Origin of the sequence: Cupriavidus cauae, from assembly GCF_026210475.1 — a bacterium.
Classification (GTDB): domain Bacteria; phylum Pseudomonadota; class Gammaproteobacteria; order Burkholderiales; family Burkholderiaceae; genus Cupriavidus; species Cupriavidus cauae.
The window spans coordinates 1310587-1327777 of record NZ_CP080294.1 but is presented as its reverse complement, the minus strand read 5'-3'; the positions used below and the strand labels follow the sequence as shown (position 1 = coordinate 1327777).

Annotated in this window: 10 protein-coding genes, 1 tRNA gene and 2 pseudogenes; 6 read left to right on the top strand and 7 right to left on the bottom strand. The window is 67.7% G+C overall.

The window, feature by feature from the left end; all coding sequences use genetic code 11:
* Window positions 1–107: 107 nt before the first annotated feature.
* Complete coding sequence (locus tag KZ686_RS21230; protein WP_265633585.1) at window positions 108–3002, bottom strand: M16 family metallopeptidase; 2895 nt, start codon at window positions 3000–3002, stop codon at window positions 108–110.
* Window positions 3003–3208: 206 nt separating this feature from the next.
* Window positions 3209–5215 (bottom strand): annotated as a pseudogene (locus KZ686_RS21225) (alkaline phosphatase D family protein).
* A gap of 309 nt (window positions 5216–5524) precedes the next feature.
* On the opposite strand from KZ686_RS21225, the gene KZ686_RS21220 reads away from it, so the two are divergent.
* Both KZ686_RS21220 and KZ686_RS21215 read left to right on the top strand, forming a co-directional pair.
* The gene (locus KZ686_RS21220; protein ID WP_265635337.1) at window positions 5525–6493 is read left to right on the top strand and encodes an alpha/beta hydrolase; all 969 of its coding nucleotides are present in this window, start codon (window positions 5525–5527) and stop codon (window positions 6491–6493) included.
* A 381-nt stretch (window positions 6494–6874) separates the two neighbouring features.
* Window positions 6875–7729: a D-amino acid aminotransferase gene (locus tag KZ686_RS21215; protein WP_265633584.1), complete on the top strand. Its 855-nt coding sequence runs from the start codon at window positions 6875–6877 to the stop codon at window positions 7727–7729.
* A gap of 143 nt (window positions 7730–7872) precedes the next feature.
* Here KZ686_RS21215 and KZ686_RS21210 read toward each other — a convergent pair whose 3' ends face one another.
* A complete protein-coding gene (locus tag KZ686_RS21210; protein WP_149316544.1) occupies window positions 7873–8424 on the bottom strand; it encodes a helix-turn-helix domain-containing protein in 552 nt (183 codons plus the stop codon).
* A gap of 135 nt (window positions 8425–8559) precedes the next feature.
* Here KZ686_RS21210 and KZ686_RS21205 point away from each other — a divergent pair, with 135 nt between their 5' ends.
* Together KZ686_RS21205 and KZ686_RS21200 are read left to right on the top strand one after the other, a co-directional pair.
* The gene (locus tag KZ686_RS21205; protein WP_265633583.1) at window positions 8560–9537 is read left to right on the top strand and encodes a Bug family tripartite tricarboxylate transporter substrate binding protein; all 978 of its coding nucleotides are present in this window, start codon (window positions 8560–8562) and stop codon (window positions 9535–9537) included.
* An 84-nt stretch (window positions 9538–9621) separates the two neighbouring features.
* Window positions 9622–10395, top strand: coding sequence for an aldolase (locus KZ686_RS21200; protein WP_149316396.1), 774 nt, complete (start codon window positions 9622–9624; stop codon window positions 10393–10395).
* A gap of 148 nt (window positions 10396–10543) precedes the next feature.
* On the opposite strand, the gene KZ686_RS21195 is transcribed toward KZ686_RS21200, so the two are convergent.
* The 3 genes and pseudogenes from KZ686_RS21195 to xth all read right to left on the bottom strand — a co-directional run.
* Window positions 10544–11434, bottom strand: a complete 891-nt coding sequence (locus tag KZ686_RS21195) for a class I SAM-dependent methyltransferase (RefSeq protein WP_226106706.1) — start codon at window positions 11432–11434, stop codon at window positions 10544–10546.
* Between the two features lie 106 nt (window positions 11435–11540).
* Entirely contained in the window at window positions 11541–12560 is a 1020-nt protein-coding gene (locus KZ686_RS21190; RefSeq protein WP_265633582.1) for a MerR family transcriptional regulator, read from the bottom strand.
* A 401-nt stretch (window positions 12561–12961) separates the two neighbouring features.
* Window positions 12962–13762, bottom strand: a pseudogene (gene xth / locus KZ686_RS21185) (exodeoxyribonuclease III); the annotation flags it as partial.
* A 209-nt stretch (window positions 13763–13971) separates the two neighbouring features.
* On the opposite strand from xth, the gene KZ686_RS21180 reads away from it, so the two are divergent.
* Window positions 13972–14048: transfer RNA gene (locus KZ686_RS21180), tRNA-Val, on the top strand.
* 219 nt (window positions 14049–14267) lie between these two features.
* Here KZ686_RS21180 and KZ686_RS21175 read toward each other — a convergent pair.
* The gene (locus tag KZ686_RS21175) at window positions 14268–15689 is read right to left on the bottom strand and encodes an aminotransferase-like domain-containing protein (RefSeq protein ID WP_149316400.1); all 1422 of its coding nucleotides are present in this window, start codon (window positions 15687–15689) and stop codon (window positions 14268–14270) included.
* A 229-nt stretch (window positions 15690–15918) separates the two neighbouring features.
* On the opposite strand from KZ686_RS21175, the gene KZ686_RS21170 reads away from it, so the two are divergent.
* Window positions 15919–17169 (top strand): hydroxymethylglutaryl-CoA reductase, degradative, encoded by a 1251-nt coding sequence (locus KZ686_RS21170; protein ID WP_265635335.1) that lies wholly within the window; start codon window positions 15919–15921, stop codon window positions 17167–17169.
* Window positions 17170–17191 lie beyond the last annotated feature (22 nt).

Sequence of the window (17191 nt, the reverse complement as noted above, 5' to 3'; positions counted from 1 at the left end):
TGAGATTCTTTGTGCTGCGTGGTTATGTGTCGCAGCGAAGGCCCCATTCTGGCGACGCCCCCTCCATTTGTACAATTTATCGTATAAACCGTCGTCATTAGGTATAGCTATTGGCCGCCTTCAGGCGTGGCTGCCGCCTTGCCGGGGTCCCCGGCCCCGCCTGCGTCGGGCCAGGCACCGGCATAGACCTCGACAAAGCGGTCCGGGTCCAGATAGCGCCGGATCGCCGCATTGACCTGCTCGACCGTAGTCTGGTCGATGCGGCGCTCCAGCTCTTCGGTGAACGCCATGGTCTGGCCGACGAACAGCTGATAGGCCAGCATCGAGACCAGCGCCTCGTCGCGGCTGCGGGTGACCACCCCCTGCTGCCGCAGTCCGCTCCTGGCCTCGGCCAGTTCTTCCTCCGTCACGCCCTCGCGCAGGAAGCGCCGCAGCTCCCGCTGCACGCCGGCCTTGAGCCGGGGCAGGTTCTGCGGGGCAAAGGAGGCCTGGATGCCGAAGCGGCCGGCGGTATCCAGCGCGCCGATCCGCAGGTAGCTGGTGGCGCCATAGCTGATGCCCTCCTGCTGGCGCAGCCGGTCGGCCAGCCGGCTCTTCATCGAGCTGCCGCCGAAGATCCGGTTGGCGATCGCCAGCGCCGCATAGTCGGGATGGTCCATCGTCATGCCGATCGGCAGCGCGGCGATGAAACTGGCATTGGCCTTGTGCGGCGTCGGCACGGCCAGGCTGGCCGGATGCAGCGGCAGGAAATCGCGCTCGACGCGGGCGAACGGCATCGGCGCGCTCCAGTCGCCGAACAGCGCCTGCACCTGCTGCCGGGCGGCTTCGGCATCGAAGTCGCCCACCAGCGCGAACTGCGCATGGCTGGCGCCGTAGAAGCGCCGATGGAAGTCGCGCAGTTGCTCAAGCTGGACCGCCCGCAGCTCGGCGATCGATTCCTCCAGCGTGGGCACATAGCGCGGGTCGCCCTTCGGATAGGGATTGCCGTGCCGGCCCAGCACGACCGGAGCAAGCGCCTCGGGCTGCCGTACCTGGCTCTGGATGCCGGCGACCGCAGTGGTGCGCAGCACCTCGAATTCCGCGGCGGGCAGGGTCGGTTCGCGCAGCACATCGCGCAGCAGCGTCAGGACCTGCGGCAGATGTTCGCGCGGCGCCTGGAAGCTGACGGTGACGCGTTCGGCGTCGCCCGAAACCCCGACCGTCGTCCGCAGCGCCTCGAAGGCATCGATCAGCTGCTGCCGATCGCGTCCGCCGGCGCCGCGCATCAGCATGCCGGCGGTCAGCGTGCCCACCGCGTCCAGGCCGCGCAGGCTGTCGACATCGCCCATGCGCAGCACCAGTTGGCCGTGCACGCGCGCACCGCGCGTGGGCTTGGGCAGCATCGCCATGACCATGCCGTTCGGCAGCGTCGCGCGCAGCGTATGCGCCTCGATATTGGCGGGGGTCGGCGCGAACGGTGCGACCGGCGCGTTGCCGGGCTTGCCGCGATAGCCGCGCGTCAGCTCGGCCAGGTCCGGCGCCGGCGGAATCGCGACGTAGCTCGGCACGTCGACCGGAATGAACTGGCCCAGCGTGCGATTGGTGCGCTGCAGATAGTGGCGGGCGACGCGATTGACGTCGTCGACCGTTACCCGCTCGATCTGATCCCGCGTAATCAGCATCAGCCGCCAATCGCCCTTGGCGATGGCTTCCGACAGCGCCACGCCGTAGCTGGCCGGATCGTTCAGCATGCGTTCGTAGCCGTTGCGCGCGCGACGCTGCGCGCGGTCGAGTTCCTCCTGCGTGATCGGCTGGGCCGCGATGCCTTCCACCAGCTCAAGCAGTCCGGTGCGCGCCGGCTCCAGCGATTGCGCCTTGCCGACCTGCGCGAGGAACACCACGCTGCCCGGCTGCTTCAACGCTCGCAGAAAGCCCGTTTGCGACGCGGCCTTCTTCTGCTCGACCAGTCCGCGATACAGCCGGCCTCCCGGTATCGCGGTCAGGATATCGACCAGCAGCGTCATCGCCGCGGTATCCGGATGCGCGCCCGGGCCGATGTGATATTGCGCGGCCACGACCTGGATATCGCCGGGCCGCTGCAGCAGGATTTCGCGTGGCCCTTCCTGCGGGGGCTCGACGGTGTACTGTTCCGCCAGCACGCGGTTGGGCCTGGGGATCGCGCCGAAATAGCGGCTCACGCTGGCCAGCGTGCGGGCTGGATCGAATTGCCCGGTGATCACCAGCACCGCGTTGTCGGGCTGGTAGTAACGACGATAGAAGGCCTGCAGCGCATCGATGCCCACGTGCTCGATATCGCTGCGCGCGCCGATCGGCGCCTTGCCGTAGTTGTGCCAGTGGTAGGCGCTGGCCGCCAATTGGCGAAGCAGCACGCCAGTCGGGCTGTTTTCCCCGCGCTCCAGCTCGTTGCGCACCACCGTCATCTCGCTGTCGAGCGCGCTGCGCGAGATCGTGCTGTTGACCATGCGGTCCGCTTCCATGCGCAGCAGCCAGTCCAGGTTTTCCTCGCTGGCGGCAAAGGTGGCGAAGTAATTGGTGCGATCGTGCGCGGTGGTGCCGTTGAACTGCATCCCCCGGCTCGCCATCTGCCGGCCGATCGCGCCATCGGGAACGCTCGGCGTGCCCTTGAACAGCAGATGCTCGAGCAGGTGGGCCATGCCGCTTTCGCCGTAGCTTTCGTGCCGGCTGCCGACCAGGTAGGTGATGTTGATCGTGGTGGTCGGCTGCGCCGCATCCGGGGCGAGCAGCACGCGCAGTCCGTTGGGCAGGCGGTATTCGGAGATGCCTTCGGCGGTGGCGACCGGCGTGGGCAACGCCGGCGCCGCCTCGCCGGCTGATGCGGGCGGCGGCACGCCCGCCGATTCCACCGACGCAGGCGCGGCATGCGCCACGCCAGGGCCGCAGAACGCGGCGCCAAGTCCCGCGGTAAGCACGGCGCTCAGGACGGCGCCAAGGACCCTGATCGGGATGGCGGACAGGACCGGGCCGGCAGCGCTGCAACGCATGGGATCTCCGTGGTGGATCAGACAGACAGGTGGACGCGCCTTTGGATGCCCACCTTCGGGTGCCCGCCTTCGGGTGCCCCTTCCGCGGCGCGCATCGCATCGGATGCGCGCCGTCACTGATCGTACCAAACCCCATGCCTCAGCGCGGTGGCCAGCGGGGGCCGGCGGCGGCCGGCGGGGCGCCGTCCTGCCGCGCCGCGAACCCCTCAGACCACGTTCACCACCGCCGAACCCGCCGGCACCTCGACCGTGGTGACGCGCGCCGTCGCCGGCTACGGCGGCGCATTGCCGTCGACCAAGCCCTTCATGATATGGAAGGCGCAGTTCAGCTTGTCCGGCGTCAACGTGACGATCGCATAGCCGGTGACATTGGTCTCCGCGTACCGCATCCACGGATTGAAATGCTGCAGCGTGCGATTGAGGGTATTGACGACCGCGCCGCTGACCTCCTCGTAGATCAACGCCTTGATCTCGGCAAAGCGCGGGTCGTTGTCGACCACGCTCTTGTACGTGCTCATCAGCGTATTGCTCGACAGCCCTGCCCCGACCAGGTCGACCATCACCGGCGTCGGCGTGGCCGCATCGAAGTCGTCCATCACCACGCCGGCAAAGAAGGCGTGGATATCTCCGGTCAGCGCCACCACATTGCGGACGTTGTTCGTCTTCAGGAAGGCCATCAGGTTCCGACGTTCCGCGTCGTAGCCATCCCACTGGTCCGCGTTCAAGACATAGGTGGCCAGCAGCGAGGCCGGTGGCAGGCGGCTGTCCAGCGTCGGCTTGATATTGGCGTCGAAGGTCGCGCTGTCGATGCCGGCCTGCGTGGACAGCAGTTGCCGCAGATTGGTGTAGGCGACGTTGTTCGGATAGGTCCCGGACGATAGCGCGGCGCGCAGGTCCGCGGTCAACGCCGTTTCCATCTGGTCGCGCAGCGGCGTCAGCGCCGTATTGCTTGCGATCAGCCGCAACACCATCAGCTCCGCGATGGCTTCGGTCAGATCGATCTGCATGCGCAGCAGCGAAACCTGGTTGCCCCACAGCTTCCACGTCGTCGCCGCACCGCCCACACGGTCCTGCCACCACGCGCGCTGCGCATCGCCCAGCATCGATACCTGCGTCAGCGCACCGCCGGCCGCGGCGATCTTGGCGTCCTCTGCCGCCTTCAGCGCATCGCGCCGGATGAAGAAGCGGCTGCCGACATCGCCGCCGGCATTGGCTTCGGAAATCAGATGGTCGGCGCGATACAGCCGCTCGTCCGTCATCAGCAGCGTCGCCAGATTGCCGAACGTGAACGCGCGATAGATCTGGATGTTCTGGAACGAGGGGTTGTTCAGGTCCAGCGTGACATCGGCGGGCAGGTACTCGAACCAGGCCTGGTTGGCGCTGCGCCGTCGCGCGGTCTGCGGCGACTGGTCGTCGTCGGCATCGTAGCTCTGGCGGTCCTGCCAGCAGTCGTCGGAGAACTCGTGGTCGTCCCAGATCGCGATCATCGGGAAGCGCGCATGCAGCGCCTGCAGGCGCGCGTCGCTGCGATAGGCCTTGTACAGATAGCGGTAGTCCTCCAGCGTGGTCGCGTAGCGGAAGCCGCTCGGCAGCGTCGTGCCGTCGGGCAGCGACAGCGGCGTATGGCGGCTTTCGACCAGATTGACCGGCGCGCCGTCGGCCACGGCCTCGTAGATGTAGTCGCCTGTGTGCACGATGAAATCGAGGTCCTGCTGGGCAAGCTCCTCCATGCCGGCCCAGTGGTTGATGCTCCAGTCCTGACAGCTGACGAAGGCGAACTTCAGCTGCGACAGCGGCGTGCCGGCCGCGGGCGCGGTGCGGGTGCGCCCGACCGGGCTGAAGCGGCTGCCCACGCGGAAACGGTAGTAGTAGGTGGTGGCGGCGCTCAGGCCGGTGACCTTGGTGCGCAGCGTGTAGTCCCACTCGGGCAAGGCGCGCAGAAGGTCATTGACGACCAGCGTGGAAAAGTCCTCCTGGGTCGACACCTGCAGGCGCACATTGACGTGGCGCCTGCCGTTGTCGCCTTCGACGCGTGTCCACAACACGACGCTGTCGGGACGAGGATCGCCGGAGGCGACCCCGTGGCGGAAGTCGAACAGGTCGGGTTCGGGCGGATCGGGATTGTCATCGCCACCGCCGCAGCCGGCCAACCCTGTGGTGGCGACCGAGACGGTGATGAAGCTTCCCCATTTCAAGAACTGGCGGCGATCCATGTTGTTCTCCTTGTCAGGACAGGGACAGGTGAGGGGACACAGGCAGCATAGGAAATCGATCCGCCGATCGCGAGGGGGTGACCCCCGATGCGGATGCGATGCCGCGACGCACAGGTCCGCACCATTGGGGTACTGCCGGCAATTGCCGCTATCCGCCCGTGTTCGGCAGCGATTTGCCGCACAGGGGCGAATTCGTATAAGGTGCGCCTCATGGAAGAACAGAAACGCAACCCGAACCGCAATGCGAATCGCAATGTGAATCACCACGCGAATCACCACGCGAACCGCAGCTTGTTCCGGCAGGTCCTGATGCACCTGCCCTGCAAGACCATCGGCGCCGCCGCCGTGCTGACGGCAGCCGGCTTTCTCAGCTACTGGACCTACCTCGGCATCAATCAGGGCCGCCTGCTGTTCGACGCGAGGCGGCGCCCGCCGCGCGAACTGCCGGAAGGCATCACCGCCTATTCGCACACCATCCCCGGCGGGATGCTGCGCGGCTACGTGTATCGCGGCGATGCGCACTGCGCCGTCACCGATCTGTTGTTCTATTTGCCAGGTCGCGGGGAAGACGTGCTCGAGACCATGCAATTTCTACATTGGCTGCCGCCCGAAGTCGGCTTCGCCACGTTCGACTATCGGGGCCTCGGCCATTCCGACGGGAGCCCGTCGGAGGCGGCGGCCGTCGCCGATGCCAGCCAGTTCCTGCTGCATCTGCGGCGCGTGCTGCCGGGCACGCGGGTCCACGTGGTCGGCCGCAGCCTGGGCACGGGGGTCGCGATCCAGCTGGCCGATCTGCAGGACTTCGAGAGCCTGCAATTGATCACGCCCTACGATTCGCTGCTGGAACTGGTGCGCAAGCGGTTTCCGCTGGTGCCGCTGCGCCAGCTGATGCGTCATCACTTCGATTCGATCTCGCACTGCAAGAAGGTGGTGCAGCGGACCAAGGTGCTGCTCGCCGAGGTCGACGACGTCGTCCCGCATGCATGCTCCGAGCGCCTGATGGCGGCGTGGCCGGGGCCGGTGGCGGTGGAGACCATTCCCGGCAGCAATCATTCGGACATCATCGCGCACCAGCGCACGTGGCAGGCACTGAGCGACTTCGCGCTGCTGTTCGCGCGCCGGCCGGACCTGGACGCGCATGGCAATCGTCTTGACGAGACGCCCACGCGGGCCCCGGCACCGGACGAGCGCGTCGCTGCCAACGATACGGGCGGCGGCCAGGAGCCTCCGGGCTTGCCGGTCGCCGCCGCGCCGCTGCGTACCGACGGCGCGAGCTGAGGCGCGTGCCGCCGGCGCGCACCGGTCCTGCCCCGTGCCTTGTCGCACGGCATGGGCCAGCCGCCTGCCGCTCATTTCGACAGGTAGATCACGATCGCGATCACTCCGATCGCGGCGAGGGTCAGCAACACGAAGGTGAGCACGGCGCCACGCTATCAGTCGTTTTCCCCGGAGTATTCCGCAGGACACCGCTCAGCGGCGTCGGAGGGCCGCTGATTACGGCAAGGATTCGTCCTACAAGCAAGGCCAAGCTTGCCTTCGTCCGGCGTTCGTCGGCTTTCGTCCGGAAGGCCCCCGGCGCAACGTTATGCGCATTCGGCATGACCCCGCGCAAGCCGCTGTGGAACAATGCTTCATCCTGTTCTCCACGCATCCAACACCATGACTTCCAGCTCCGACGCCACCGTTTATCTGAACGGCGAATTGACGCCGCTGTCCGAGGCGCGCATCCCCGTGCTCGACCGCGGCTTTATTTTTGGCGACGGCGTCTACGAGGTGATCCCGGTCTATGCCGGCAAGCCGTTCCGCGCGGCACAGCATCTGGCCCGGCTCGCGCGCAGCCTCGATGCGATCGGTATTCCGAATCCGCATGACGAGGGCCAATGGACGGCGCTGATCGCGCGCGTGATGCAGGCCAATCCGATGCCGGACCAGATGATCTATATCCAGGTCACGCGCGGCGTCGCCAAGCGCATGCACGCCTTCCCGAAGGAAGTCACGCCGACTGTCTTCATCATGACCAATCCGATGTCGCTGCCGCCGGCCGCCGCGACCGAGCGCGGGGTGGCCTGCGTCACGATGGAGGACAAGCGCTGGCTGCACTGCCAGATCAAGTCGACCTCGCTGCTGGGCAATGTGCTGGCCGCGCAGAATGCGGCCGAGCATGGCGTGACCGAGGCCATCCAGTTCCGCGACGGCATGCTGACCGAGGCCTCGGCGTCCAACGTCTGGGTCGTCAAGAATGGCGTCGTCGCGGCGCCGCCCAAGGACAATCTGATCCTCGAAGGGATCCGCTATGGCCTGATCGAAGAGCTGTGCGCCCGCTTCGAGATTCCGCTGGTCTCCCGCCCGGTCACCCGCGACGAGGTGTTCGCCGCCGACGAAGTCCTGCTGTCGTCGGCCAGCAAGGAGATCCTTCCGGTGGTGACGATCGACGGCCAAACAATCGGCAAGGGCGTGCCGGGACCGGTGTTCCAGCGCCTGTACGCGGCCTATCAGGAGGCCAAGACGGCCTGAAGCCGATTCGACGGAGGCAGCTGGCGGCGTGCCGGCTCCCACCCCACCCTGCCAAAGCCGCCGGCGGCGATGCGCCCCGGCGGCTTTTCCATTGCGGCTGCGGTTCTTGCTCCGGTTCTTGCTCCCGGTTCTTGCTCCGGCTGTTACTTCGCCGTGGTAACCAGCACCTCGGCCTGCGCCCGCCCTGCCGTGCGAATGCGGTGCGGCAGATCGGCATCGAAGTACAGCGAATCGCCGATCGACAACGCGATCGTTTCCTCTCCGAGCATCACCTCGACCTGGCCCTTCAGCACGAACAGGAACTCCTCGCCGCTGTGCGCGGAGCGCGCTTCGTCGGGAAACTCCCGCGGCGGATACATGATGAAGGGCTCCATCGCCTTGACCTTGCGCTGCGCGGCAATCGCCTCGTAACGATAGGTCCCCTCGCGTTCCGAGGGTGACAGCGGCTCGCGCTCGCCGGCGCGCGAGATGCACACGACTTCGTGCGCGCTGTCGCGGGCATCGCCCAGCAGTTGCCCCGTTCCCATGCCGTAGGCATCGGCGATCTTCAGGATCGTGGCGATCGATGGCGAACTGAGCCCCCGCTCGAGCTTGGACAGATAGCTGCGCGTCAGGCCGGTCTGCTCGGCCAGCGTTTCCAGCGAAAAGCCGCGTTGGCGGCGGAGGGTGCGGAGGCGATGCGCCAGATTGACCATGACGAGGCGGTAGCGAAAGCGACCGCGGCATTATATCGACGCTCCGGGTACAACATGTCCTACTTGACACAACACATTCCATAGGACACATTGTGTCATGCCGGCAATCACATGACACACAACGGAGAGTTCCAGATGAAAGCGCCCCGATGGATGGTGGCGGTGGCCGGCTGTTGCCTGCTGACCGCCAATGCCTTATCCGCAGAGCCGTTCCCCGCCAAGCCGATCCGGCTGGTGGTGCCCTTTGGCGCCGGCGGCATCACCGACAACATCGCCCGCCTGGTCGGGCAGGAATGGTCCGGCGCGCTGGGCCAGACCGTGCTGATCGAGAACCGGCCTGGGGCCGGCGGCCTGATCGCCGCGCAGGCGGCCGCCAAGGCGGCGCCCGACGGCTATACGGTGTTCATGGGCACGGTGGGCACGCAGATCGTCAATCCGCTGATCTACCCAGCCGGCAAGCTGCCCTATTCGCCGGACAGCCAGTTCACGCCACTGGGCATGGTGTCGAAGTCGCCCTTCATGCTGGCGGTGGCCGCCAGCGTGCCCGCGCGCGACCTCAACGAATTCCTCGCCTATGCGCGCAGCCATCCGGACCGGCTCGACTACGGATCGGCGGGCAGCGCCAGCGCGCCGCACATGAGCATGGAACTGTTCAAGCTGCTGAGCGGGACAAAGATCAATCACGTGCCGTACAAGAGCGGCGCGGAAGCCGTCAATGCCGCCATCGGCGGCCATGTCGCCGCGGTGATCGACGCCGTGCCGGTGGTGATGCCGCAGGTCAAGGCCGGCAAGCTGCGCGCGCTGGCGATCGCCAACGGCACGCGCTCCAGCGCCGCTCCCACGGTGCCCACGAGCCAGGAAGCCGGCTTGCCATCGTTCGAGACCAGCTCATGGAATGCGCTGTACGTCCCGGCCGGCACGCCGCCGGCAGTCGTCGACAGACTGGCCACGACGCTGCGGACCACGCTGGCGCGCCCGGGCTTGCGCAGCCGGCTCGCGGCGCAAGGCAGCGAGGCGCTGGCCGGCACCCAACAGGAATACGCCGCGACGATGGCCGCCGAAAAGAAGAAGTGGGCGGCGGTGGTCGAAGCGGCAAAGATCAAGGCCGACTAAGGGCGACCCCAATCGGACGCCCCCCGGGCGACCGCAACCGGACGACCGCAACCGGCCCCTCGACATCCCAACGGAGCATCCAACATGGCTGATACCTTCGACCTGAAGAAAGACGAGCTGATCGCCCGCGCACAGGGCGAGATGCAAACCCGGCTGACCGTGCCGGAACGATCGCTGCGCGAAAAGGTGGCGCTGACCTGCCGCATCCTGTTCGACGGCGGCCACGATTCCGGCCTTGCCGGCCAGATCACGGCTCGGGCGGACGCACCCGGCCGCTACTACACGCAGCAGCTGGGGCTCGGCTTCGACGAGATCACCGCGGAAAACCTGCTGCTGGTCGACGAAGACCTGCGTGTGCTCGAGGGCGGCGGCATGGCCAATCCCGCCAACCGCTTTCACTCGTGGATCTATCGCGCGCGGCCGGACGTCAACTGCATCATCCACACGCATCCGTTCCACGCGGCCACGCTGTCGATGCTGGAAGTCCCGTTGACGGTGTCGCATATGGATACGTGCGTGCTGTATGGCGATTGCGCGTTCCTGGAGAAATGGCCGGGCGTGCCGGTCGGCAACGAGGAAGGCGAAATCATTTCGGCGGCGCTGGGCGACAAGCGCGCGATCCTGCTGGCCCACCACGGCCTGCTGATCGCGGCGACCTCGGTCGAGGAGGCCTGCGTGATGGCGCTGCTGTTCGAGCGCGCGGCCCGCATGCAACTGGCCGCGATGGCGGCCGGCACCATCAAGCCGCTGCCCGAGGCGCTGGCCACGGAGGCGCACGACTGGATCCTGACGCCGCGCCGCTCGCAGCTGACGTTCGAGTACTACGCCCGCCGGACGCTGGCGGCGGCACGCGGCTGAGTGGTGGCGTCTGGCGTCTGGCGTCCGGCGTCCGGCGTCCGGCGTCCGGCGTCAGCCGTCCGGCGTCAGCCGTCAGCCGTCAGCCGTCAGCCGTCAGTCAGGCGTCAGGCGTCTGCCGTCTCGCGCCTGGCGCCTCCACGACGCCAGGCTATCGCGCTTCTCCCACGCTGGCGCACAGCACCCGCAGGCCGCCGCCGGCGGTCTGCAGGCCGTCCTTGCGGCGAGGGAAATAGCGCGCGTTCAGCGCCGGCGCGTCGAGATCCGTCACCTCGGTAAAGCCCATGGCGGTCAGCCGTTGCACCAGTTGTTCCGGCACAAACTCCGACAGCCAGGGCTCGCCCAGCGCGGCCACCTGCCCGGCCATATGCGCCGCCATCACGCGCTCGAATGGCGGCAGCACGCCGGCATCGACGCGGTAGTCGAACACGATGCGCGTGCCCGCCGGCAGGCTGGCGACATGGCGCAACGTGCTTTCGATCGCGGAGTCCGTCAGATACGGCGTCACGCCGAGCCATACGAAGCAGGCGGGCCGGTCGCGGCGAAAGCCCGCCGCCTCCAGCACGCCCTGCAGCGATGCATGCTGAAGGTCGGCCGGCACGGCGGTCACACCGTCGGGCATGCTCAGCCCGGCCTGCCGCATCAGGTCTCGCTTCCACGCCTGCGTGGCGGGATGGTCGACCTCGAATACGCGCATGCCGTCATCCGCCGCGGGCACGCGCCACGCCAGCGTATCCAGGCCCGCGCCGAGCACCACGCATTGGCGCACGCCGGCGCAAGCGGCCTCGGCCAGTTCGGCATCGGCCACCATCGCGCGCGCCACCACCGCGGCGCGCATCGGGCGCGCCATCGGGTCGTTATGGCGATAGGGATCGTCCCGCACGGCGCGTTCGAGTTCGGGGCCAAGAATCGGCAAGGCAATGGGATCGGGCAGCACGAGCGGATCGTCGAGCAACTGGTGAACGGCGCGCGCAATGGCCATCATCAGCGCTGTCGTGCTGGGCCGGCCCTGGGCCAGCGCGGTGGTGTCGGTGTGGGACATGGCGGTCTCCTGCTGCGAAAGCGGGGCAGCATAGACCCTGACGTGGACGTCAGGGTCAACCCCCCGCGCGTGCCGGTTCCCATCATGTCAAGGCGTGACCCGATCGTCAGCGCCGCCGCGACGGCGCCTTACCGGCGTGCGTGCGCACCGCCTCGACAAACTCGCGCACGCCGGGATCGACCATGTGCCCGACCTGCAGCAGCGGCTCGTCGCGATAGGCCTTCAGCAGCTTGTCGCGCAGCCCTGCATCGTGGCCCACCATACGGTCGACCAAGGCATCCCAATCGCGCACCAGCGTGCGGCTCGCCGCCGCGGAAGGATCGGTGCCAGCCGCGATCAGCGCACGGGCGCGCTGCGCCAGCGCCCGCCATTCGGGTTCGAGCCGTTTGTCGAGCCGCGCCAGTTCGTCCGGCGACAGGTGCCGCAGCCACGCCGCCATGCGCAGTTCGACGGCCGCCTCCATATAGCGGATCATCGTCGCGTCGATGCCGCCAAAGCCCTGTTGCGCGGCCTGCTTGATCATTTCGCCCCAACGGATGGCCCGTGCCATGTCGCCCTGCATCCAGCGCATGGCCAGATGCATCCAGCGAGCCGCCAGCGCCTGCGTGCCGATCGCATCCGCGGGCCATTGCCGGGCCATCGCCTCCCGGACTTCGTCCAGCAGCGGCTGCCATTCCGCCTCGGTGGCGATCCACTCGCGGAAAATCATTTCGAGCTCCGCCTCGCTGAAGTACTCGCGATACGCCCGCATCTGGCGCAGGGCCGCGAGCCAGTGCTCGATGTCGGGCTCGCCGCCCGCGGCCAGCACCGTCTGCAGCAGCACCAGACGGCCACGCAGTTCGGTCGCCCGGGCAATCTCGCGATCGAGCGCCTCGATCTGCTGCGTGACGATGCGATGCCGCGGCGGCCCCTCGCCCGCCAGCAGCGCGCCGATCGCGGCCAGCGACAGGCCGGACTGGCGCAAGACCTGGATCGCATGCAGCCGCGCCACGTCGTCGCGGTTATAGAGGCGATAGCCCGCGGCCGAACGCCCGGAAGGCTTGAGCAGGCCGATGCGGTCGTAGTGATGCAGGGCGCGGACCGTCAGGCCCGTCTGCCTGGCGAGCGCGCCGACTTTCAGGAGCATGGGGAAGCGAGGGGGAGTTCAATCGACAAACGGCATTGGCGCGGCGCCTGTGGCCGCGACGGGCGTCATTGTCGCTCAGTCGCGCTTCACCTGGCGGCGGTGGCCTTCTTGGCGGTGGCTTTCTTTGCTGGGGTGGCTTTCTTTGCCGGGGTGGCTTTCCTGGCCGTAGTGACTTTCTTTGCGGCGGTAGCGTTCTTTGTATCGGTGGATTTCCTGGCCGCAGTGACCTTCTTTGCGGCGGTAGCGTCCTTTGTACCGGTGGCCTTCTTGGCAGCCGTGGCCTTCTCCGCAGCGGCGCCCCGCTTGGCAGCCGCAGGCGCCTTCGCGATAACCGCCTTCGCAGCCGCGGCCCCGGTCGTGGCAGCCTTCTTCGCCGGCGCCTTCGCCGCCGCCTTCGACGACGCCCGACGCCCTCCCGCGCCACCACCGAACTCCAGCGTGATCCACGCCGGCGCATGGTCGCTCGCCTGCGGCGCGCCGCGGACCCAGCGATCGACGCCGGCCTCGCGCAACGCCGGGGCCAGCGTCCCGTTCAGCAGCAGATGGTCGATGCGCAGCCCCGAATTGGTCTGCCAGTGCTGGCGGAAGTAATCCCAGAAGGTATAGATCCGCTCGTCGGGATATTTTTCGCGCAAGGCATCGACCCATCCCTGCTCCAGCAGGCGTCGATAGCAGGCGCGGCTTTCGGGCTGCAGCAAGGCGTCCTTGAGCCAGGAACGCGGGTTGTAGATGTCCTCGTCGGTCGGCACCACGTTGTAGTCGCCAGCCAGCACGACCGGATGGCCGCTGTCGTAGAGCGTGGCCGCATACTTCAGCAGGCGCTCGAACCAGGCCAGCTTGTAGTCGAACTTCGGGCCCGGCTGCGGATTGCCGTTCGGCAGATACAGGCAGCCCACCAGCACGCCATGCACCGCCGCCTCGATGTAGCGGCTCTGCTTGTCGCCATCGTCCCCGGGCAATCCACGCCGGCTTTCGATCGGCTCGGTTCCGCGCGACAGGATCGCCACGCCATTCCAAGACTTCTCGCCATGGCAGATCGCGCCATAGCCGGCGGCACGAATCGCATCGATCGGAAAGCCGGAATCGACGGTCTTCAATTCCTGCAGGCAGACGACGTCGGGCGCCTCGCGCTCCAGCCATTCCAGCAATGCGGGCAGGCGGGCGCGGATGCCGTTGATATTGAAGGTGGCGATCTTCAGCATGGCACGTGTGAATGGGCGAATGGGGGAATGGGCGGATGGGCCAAATGGCTGGCTGGACAGGCTTGTTGGCTTGCCGTTGTTCCCTTTTTAGGAGAGCCACGCGGGCCCGGCAATCGGGCGGTGTCCCACAGCCCGCAAATCCGTGCCGCATTTTTTTCGCGGCAGGCTTGTGCGCACGCAAAGGCTTCTCTATAATCCGCGCCTTCCACAGGCTCGTAGCTCAGCTGGTTAGAGCACCACCTTGACATGGTGGGGGTCGTTGGTTCGAGTCCAATCGAGCCTACCAACGCAAATCGACGACGGCACCGGAGGCATCGCCATCCGGTGCCGGCGACGACCTTGCCCACCGCGATCGCATTCTGCATCCCGGTTTTCCACTCAGTCGTTTCCTTGGCCGTTCCGTATCGGGCGCCATCACGCCGGCCGCATGACGTCATGGCGCCACGCCGCCGCAAGTCCGCATTGGCCCGGCCGCAGCATTGGCGCTCGCGATGTGACCGACGGGCTAACCCCGCCCGCGCCGCCCCAACACCCGCCTGACGGCTGCCTCGAACCGCGGATCCAGCACCGCGCCCACATTGAACCGCGCCCAAGGCGACCGGGCCTCCGGATCGACACGGAACACGCGGCCGGGCGCGATCATCACCTTCTTCGCGAGCAAGGCCTCGGCCAGCGCCAGCGAGTCCGGCGCGTCCGGAAACGCGGCCCACAGGTACAGGCTCTGCGGCGGACGCACCCATACGTCCGCGTCCAGCCGATCGAACAGCGCCAATGCCTGCTCGGTGGCGGCGGCCAGCCGCGCCCGCAGTTTGGCGAGATAGCGCTGGTAATGGCCTTCGCTGAGGATCACGTCGACCGTGCGCTCGCAGTACTCCGAGCTGCTGACATGGATCAGCGCCTTCAGGTCGGCCAGATCGCTGGCCAGCGCGTCGTTGCACGCGATATAGCCGACCCGCAGCGCCGCCGAGAAGGACTTGGAAAAACTGCCGATATAGATCGTGCGCTGCAACTGGTCCAATGCGGACAGCCGCGGCAGCGTGGTCGGCTTGAAGTCCGCCAGCGCGTCGTTCTCGACCACCAGCAGATTGAAGCGCTCGGCCAGCTGCAGCAGGCGATACGCCTTGGCCGCGGAAAGATCCGAGCCGGTGGGGTTGTGGCCGACCGATTGGGTGAAGAACAACCGCGGCCGCTCGCGCGTCAGGATCTGCTCCAGCGCGTCGATGTCCGGGCCATCCGCGAGCCGCGGCACGCCGACGATGCGGGCGCCGGCAAGCTTTAGCTTGCCGAACAGCGGGTAATAGCCGGGATCGTCGACCAGCACCGTGCCGCCGGCCGGCACGAAGTAGCGGATCACCAGGTCCAGCGCCTCGTTGGCGCCGTGCGTCAGCACGATCTGCCTGGCCTGCGCGCCGATGCCGACATCGCCGAGCTTGCGGACCAGATGGTCGCGCAGCGGGCCGAAGCCGAAACGGTTGCCGTAGCGGAACAGCGCGCCCAGGCCGGTGCGCACGACCTTGTGGTGATAGCGGTCCAGCCGCGCCTCCGCCAGCCATGACACCGGCGGGAAGCCGTCCCCGACCGCCAGCACGTCGGGCCGGCTCTTCAACTGCTCGCGCATCAGCCAGACGATGTCCATCGCGCGGCCCAGTGTGCCGGCATCCTCCTCGGGCGCGGGCCGGACTGCCACCTCCCGAACGAAGAAGCCCGAGCCACGCCGCGGCTCGACCAGCCCGCGCGCGACCAGCAGTTCGAAGGCGGCCACGATCGTGTTCTTGCTGTAGCCATGCAGTTGCGCCAGTTCGCGCAACGAGGGCAGGCGATCGCCGGTGCGATAGGCGCCTTCGGCGATCTGGCGGGCGATCGAGTCGGCCAGCGTGGTGGCGAGCGATGGGGATTTGCGGGCGGTGCCCGGAGCGGTGGAGGTCATCGATAGGGCGCAAATAGCGGGCGGCTGGTCACTGTCCCCGAAAACTGTACCCCTATTGACTGGTACAGTCACCCTAGACTGTCTCCATTCCATACCAGAGAACCATAGAACGGAGACCTCGATGCTTGCCTCCCTCCCCTCGTCCGATGCCGCCGCTGCCTCCGATGGCACCGCCACGGCCGACTCCCGCCGCAAACCCGTCGATTCCCGCCTGCCGCGCTTTCGCGAGATGACGCCGGCCCAGCGCCTGGCCGCCATCGCGGACGCGGTCGGCCTGGACGACGACGAGCACGCACTGCTGGCCGAGCCCGGCGCGCTGGGCGCGGCACGTGCCGACGGCATGATCGAAAACGTGATCGGCACCTTCGAGTTGCCCTTCGGCGTGGCCGGCTACTTCCAGATCAATGGCAAGGACGTGCTGGTGCCGATGGCGGTCGAGGAACCGTCCGTCGTTGCCGCGGCCTCCTACATGGCCAAGCTCGCGCGCGGCTGCGGCGGCTTCGAGACCTCGAGCTCCGGCCCGCTGATGCGGGCGCAGGTGCAGGTGGTTGGCGTCGCCGATCCCTATGGCGCGCGGCAGGCGCTGCTGCGCCATCGCGACGAGATCCTCGCCGTTGCCAACGCGCGGGACAAGGTGCTGATCGGACTCGGTGGCGGCTGCCGCGACATCGAGGTCCATGTGTTTCCCGACACGCCGCGCGGCGCGATGGTGGTGATGCACCTGATCGTCGACGTGCGCGACGCGATGGGCGCCAATACCGTCAATACGATGGCCGAGGCGGTATCGCCGGTGGTCGAGCGCATCACCGGCGCGCCGGTCCGGCTGCGCATCCTGTCGAACCTCGCCGACCTGCGCCTTGCGCGCGCACGCGTGCGGCTGACGCCCGAAGCGCTGGCCACCGGCGAGCGCAGCGGCGAGGCCATCATCGAAGGCGTGCTCGACGCCTACACCTTCGCGGCAATCGACCCGTACCGCGCGGCGACACACAACAAGGGCATCATGAACGGCATCGATCCGGTCATCGTCGCGACCGGCAACGACTGGCGCGCGGTCGAGGCCGGCGCGCATGCCTATGCCTGCCGCGCGGGCCGCTACACGTCGCTGACGCATTGGGAGAAGGACGCCACCGGCGCGCTGGTCGGCACCATCGAATTGCCGATGCCGGTGGGGCTGGTGGGCGGCGCCACCAAGACCCATCCGCTGGCGCGGCTCGCGCTGAAGATCCTGGGCGTGCAAAGCGCGCAGGAACTCGGCGAAATCGCCGCCGCAGTCGGACTGGCGCAGAATCTCGGCGCCCTGCGCGCGCTCGCCACCGAAGGCATCCAGCGCGGCCATATGGCGCTGCACGCCCGCAATATCGCGCTGGTCGCCGGCGCCGTCGGCCAGGAGGTCGAACAGGTGGCGCGCCGGATGGCCGAGGAAAAGGACGTGCGCACCGACCGTGCAATCGAACTGCTGGCGCAGCTGCGGCAGGGATAGCGGCGCCCCCCGGCGGCGGGAG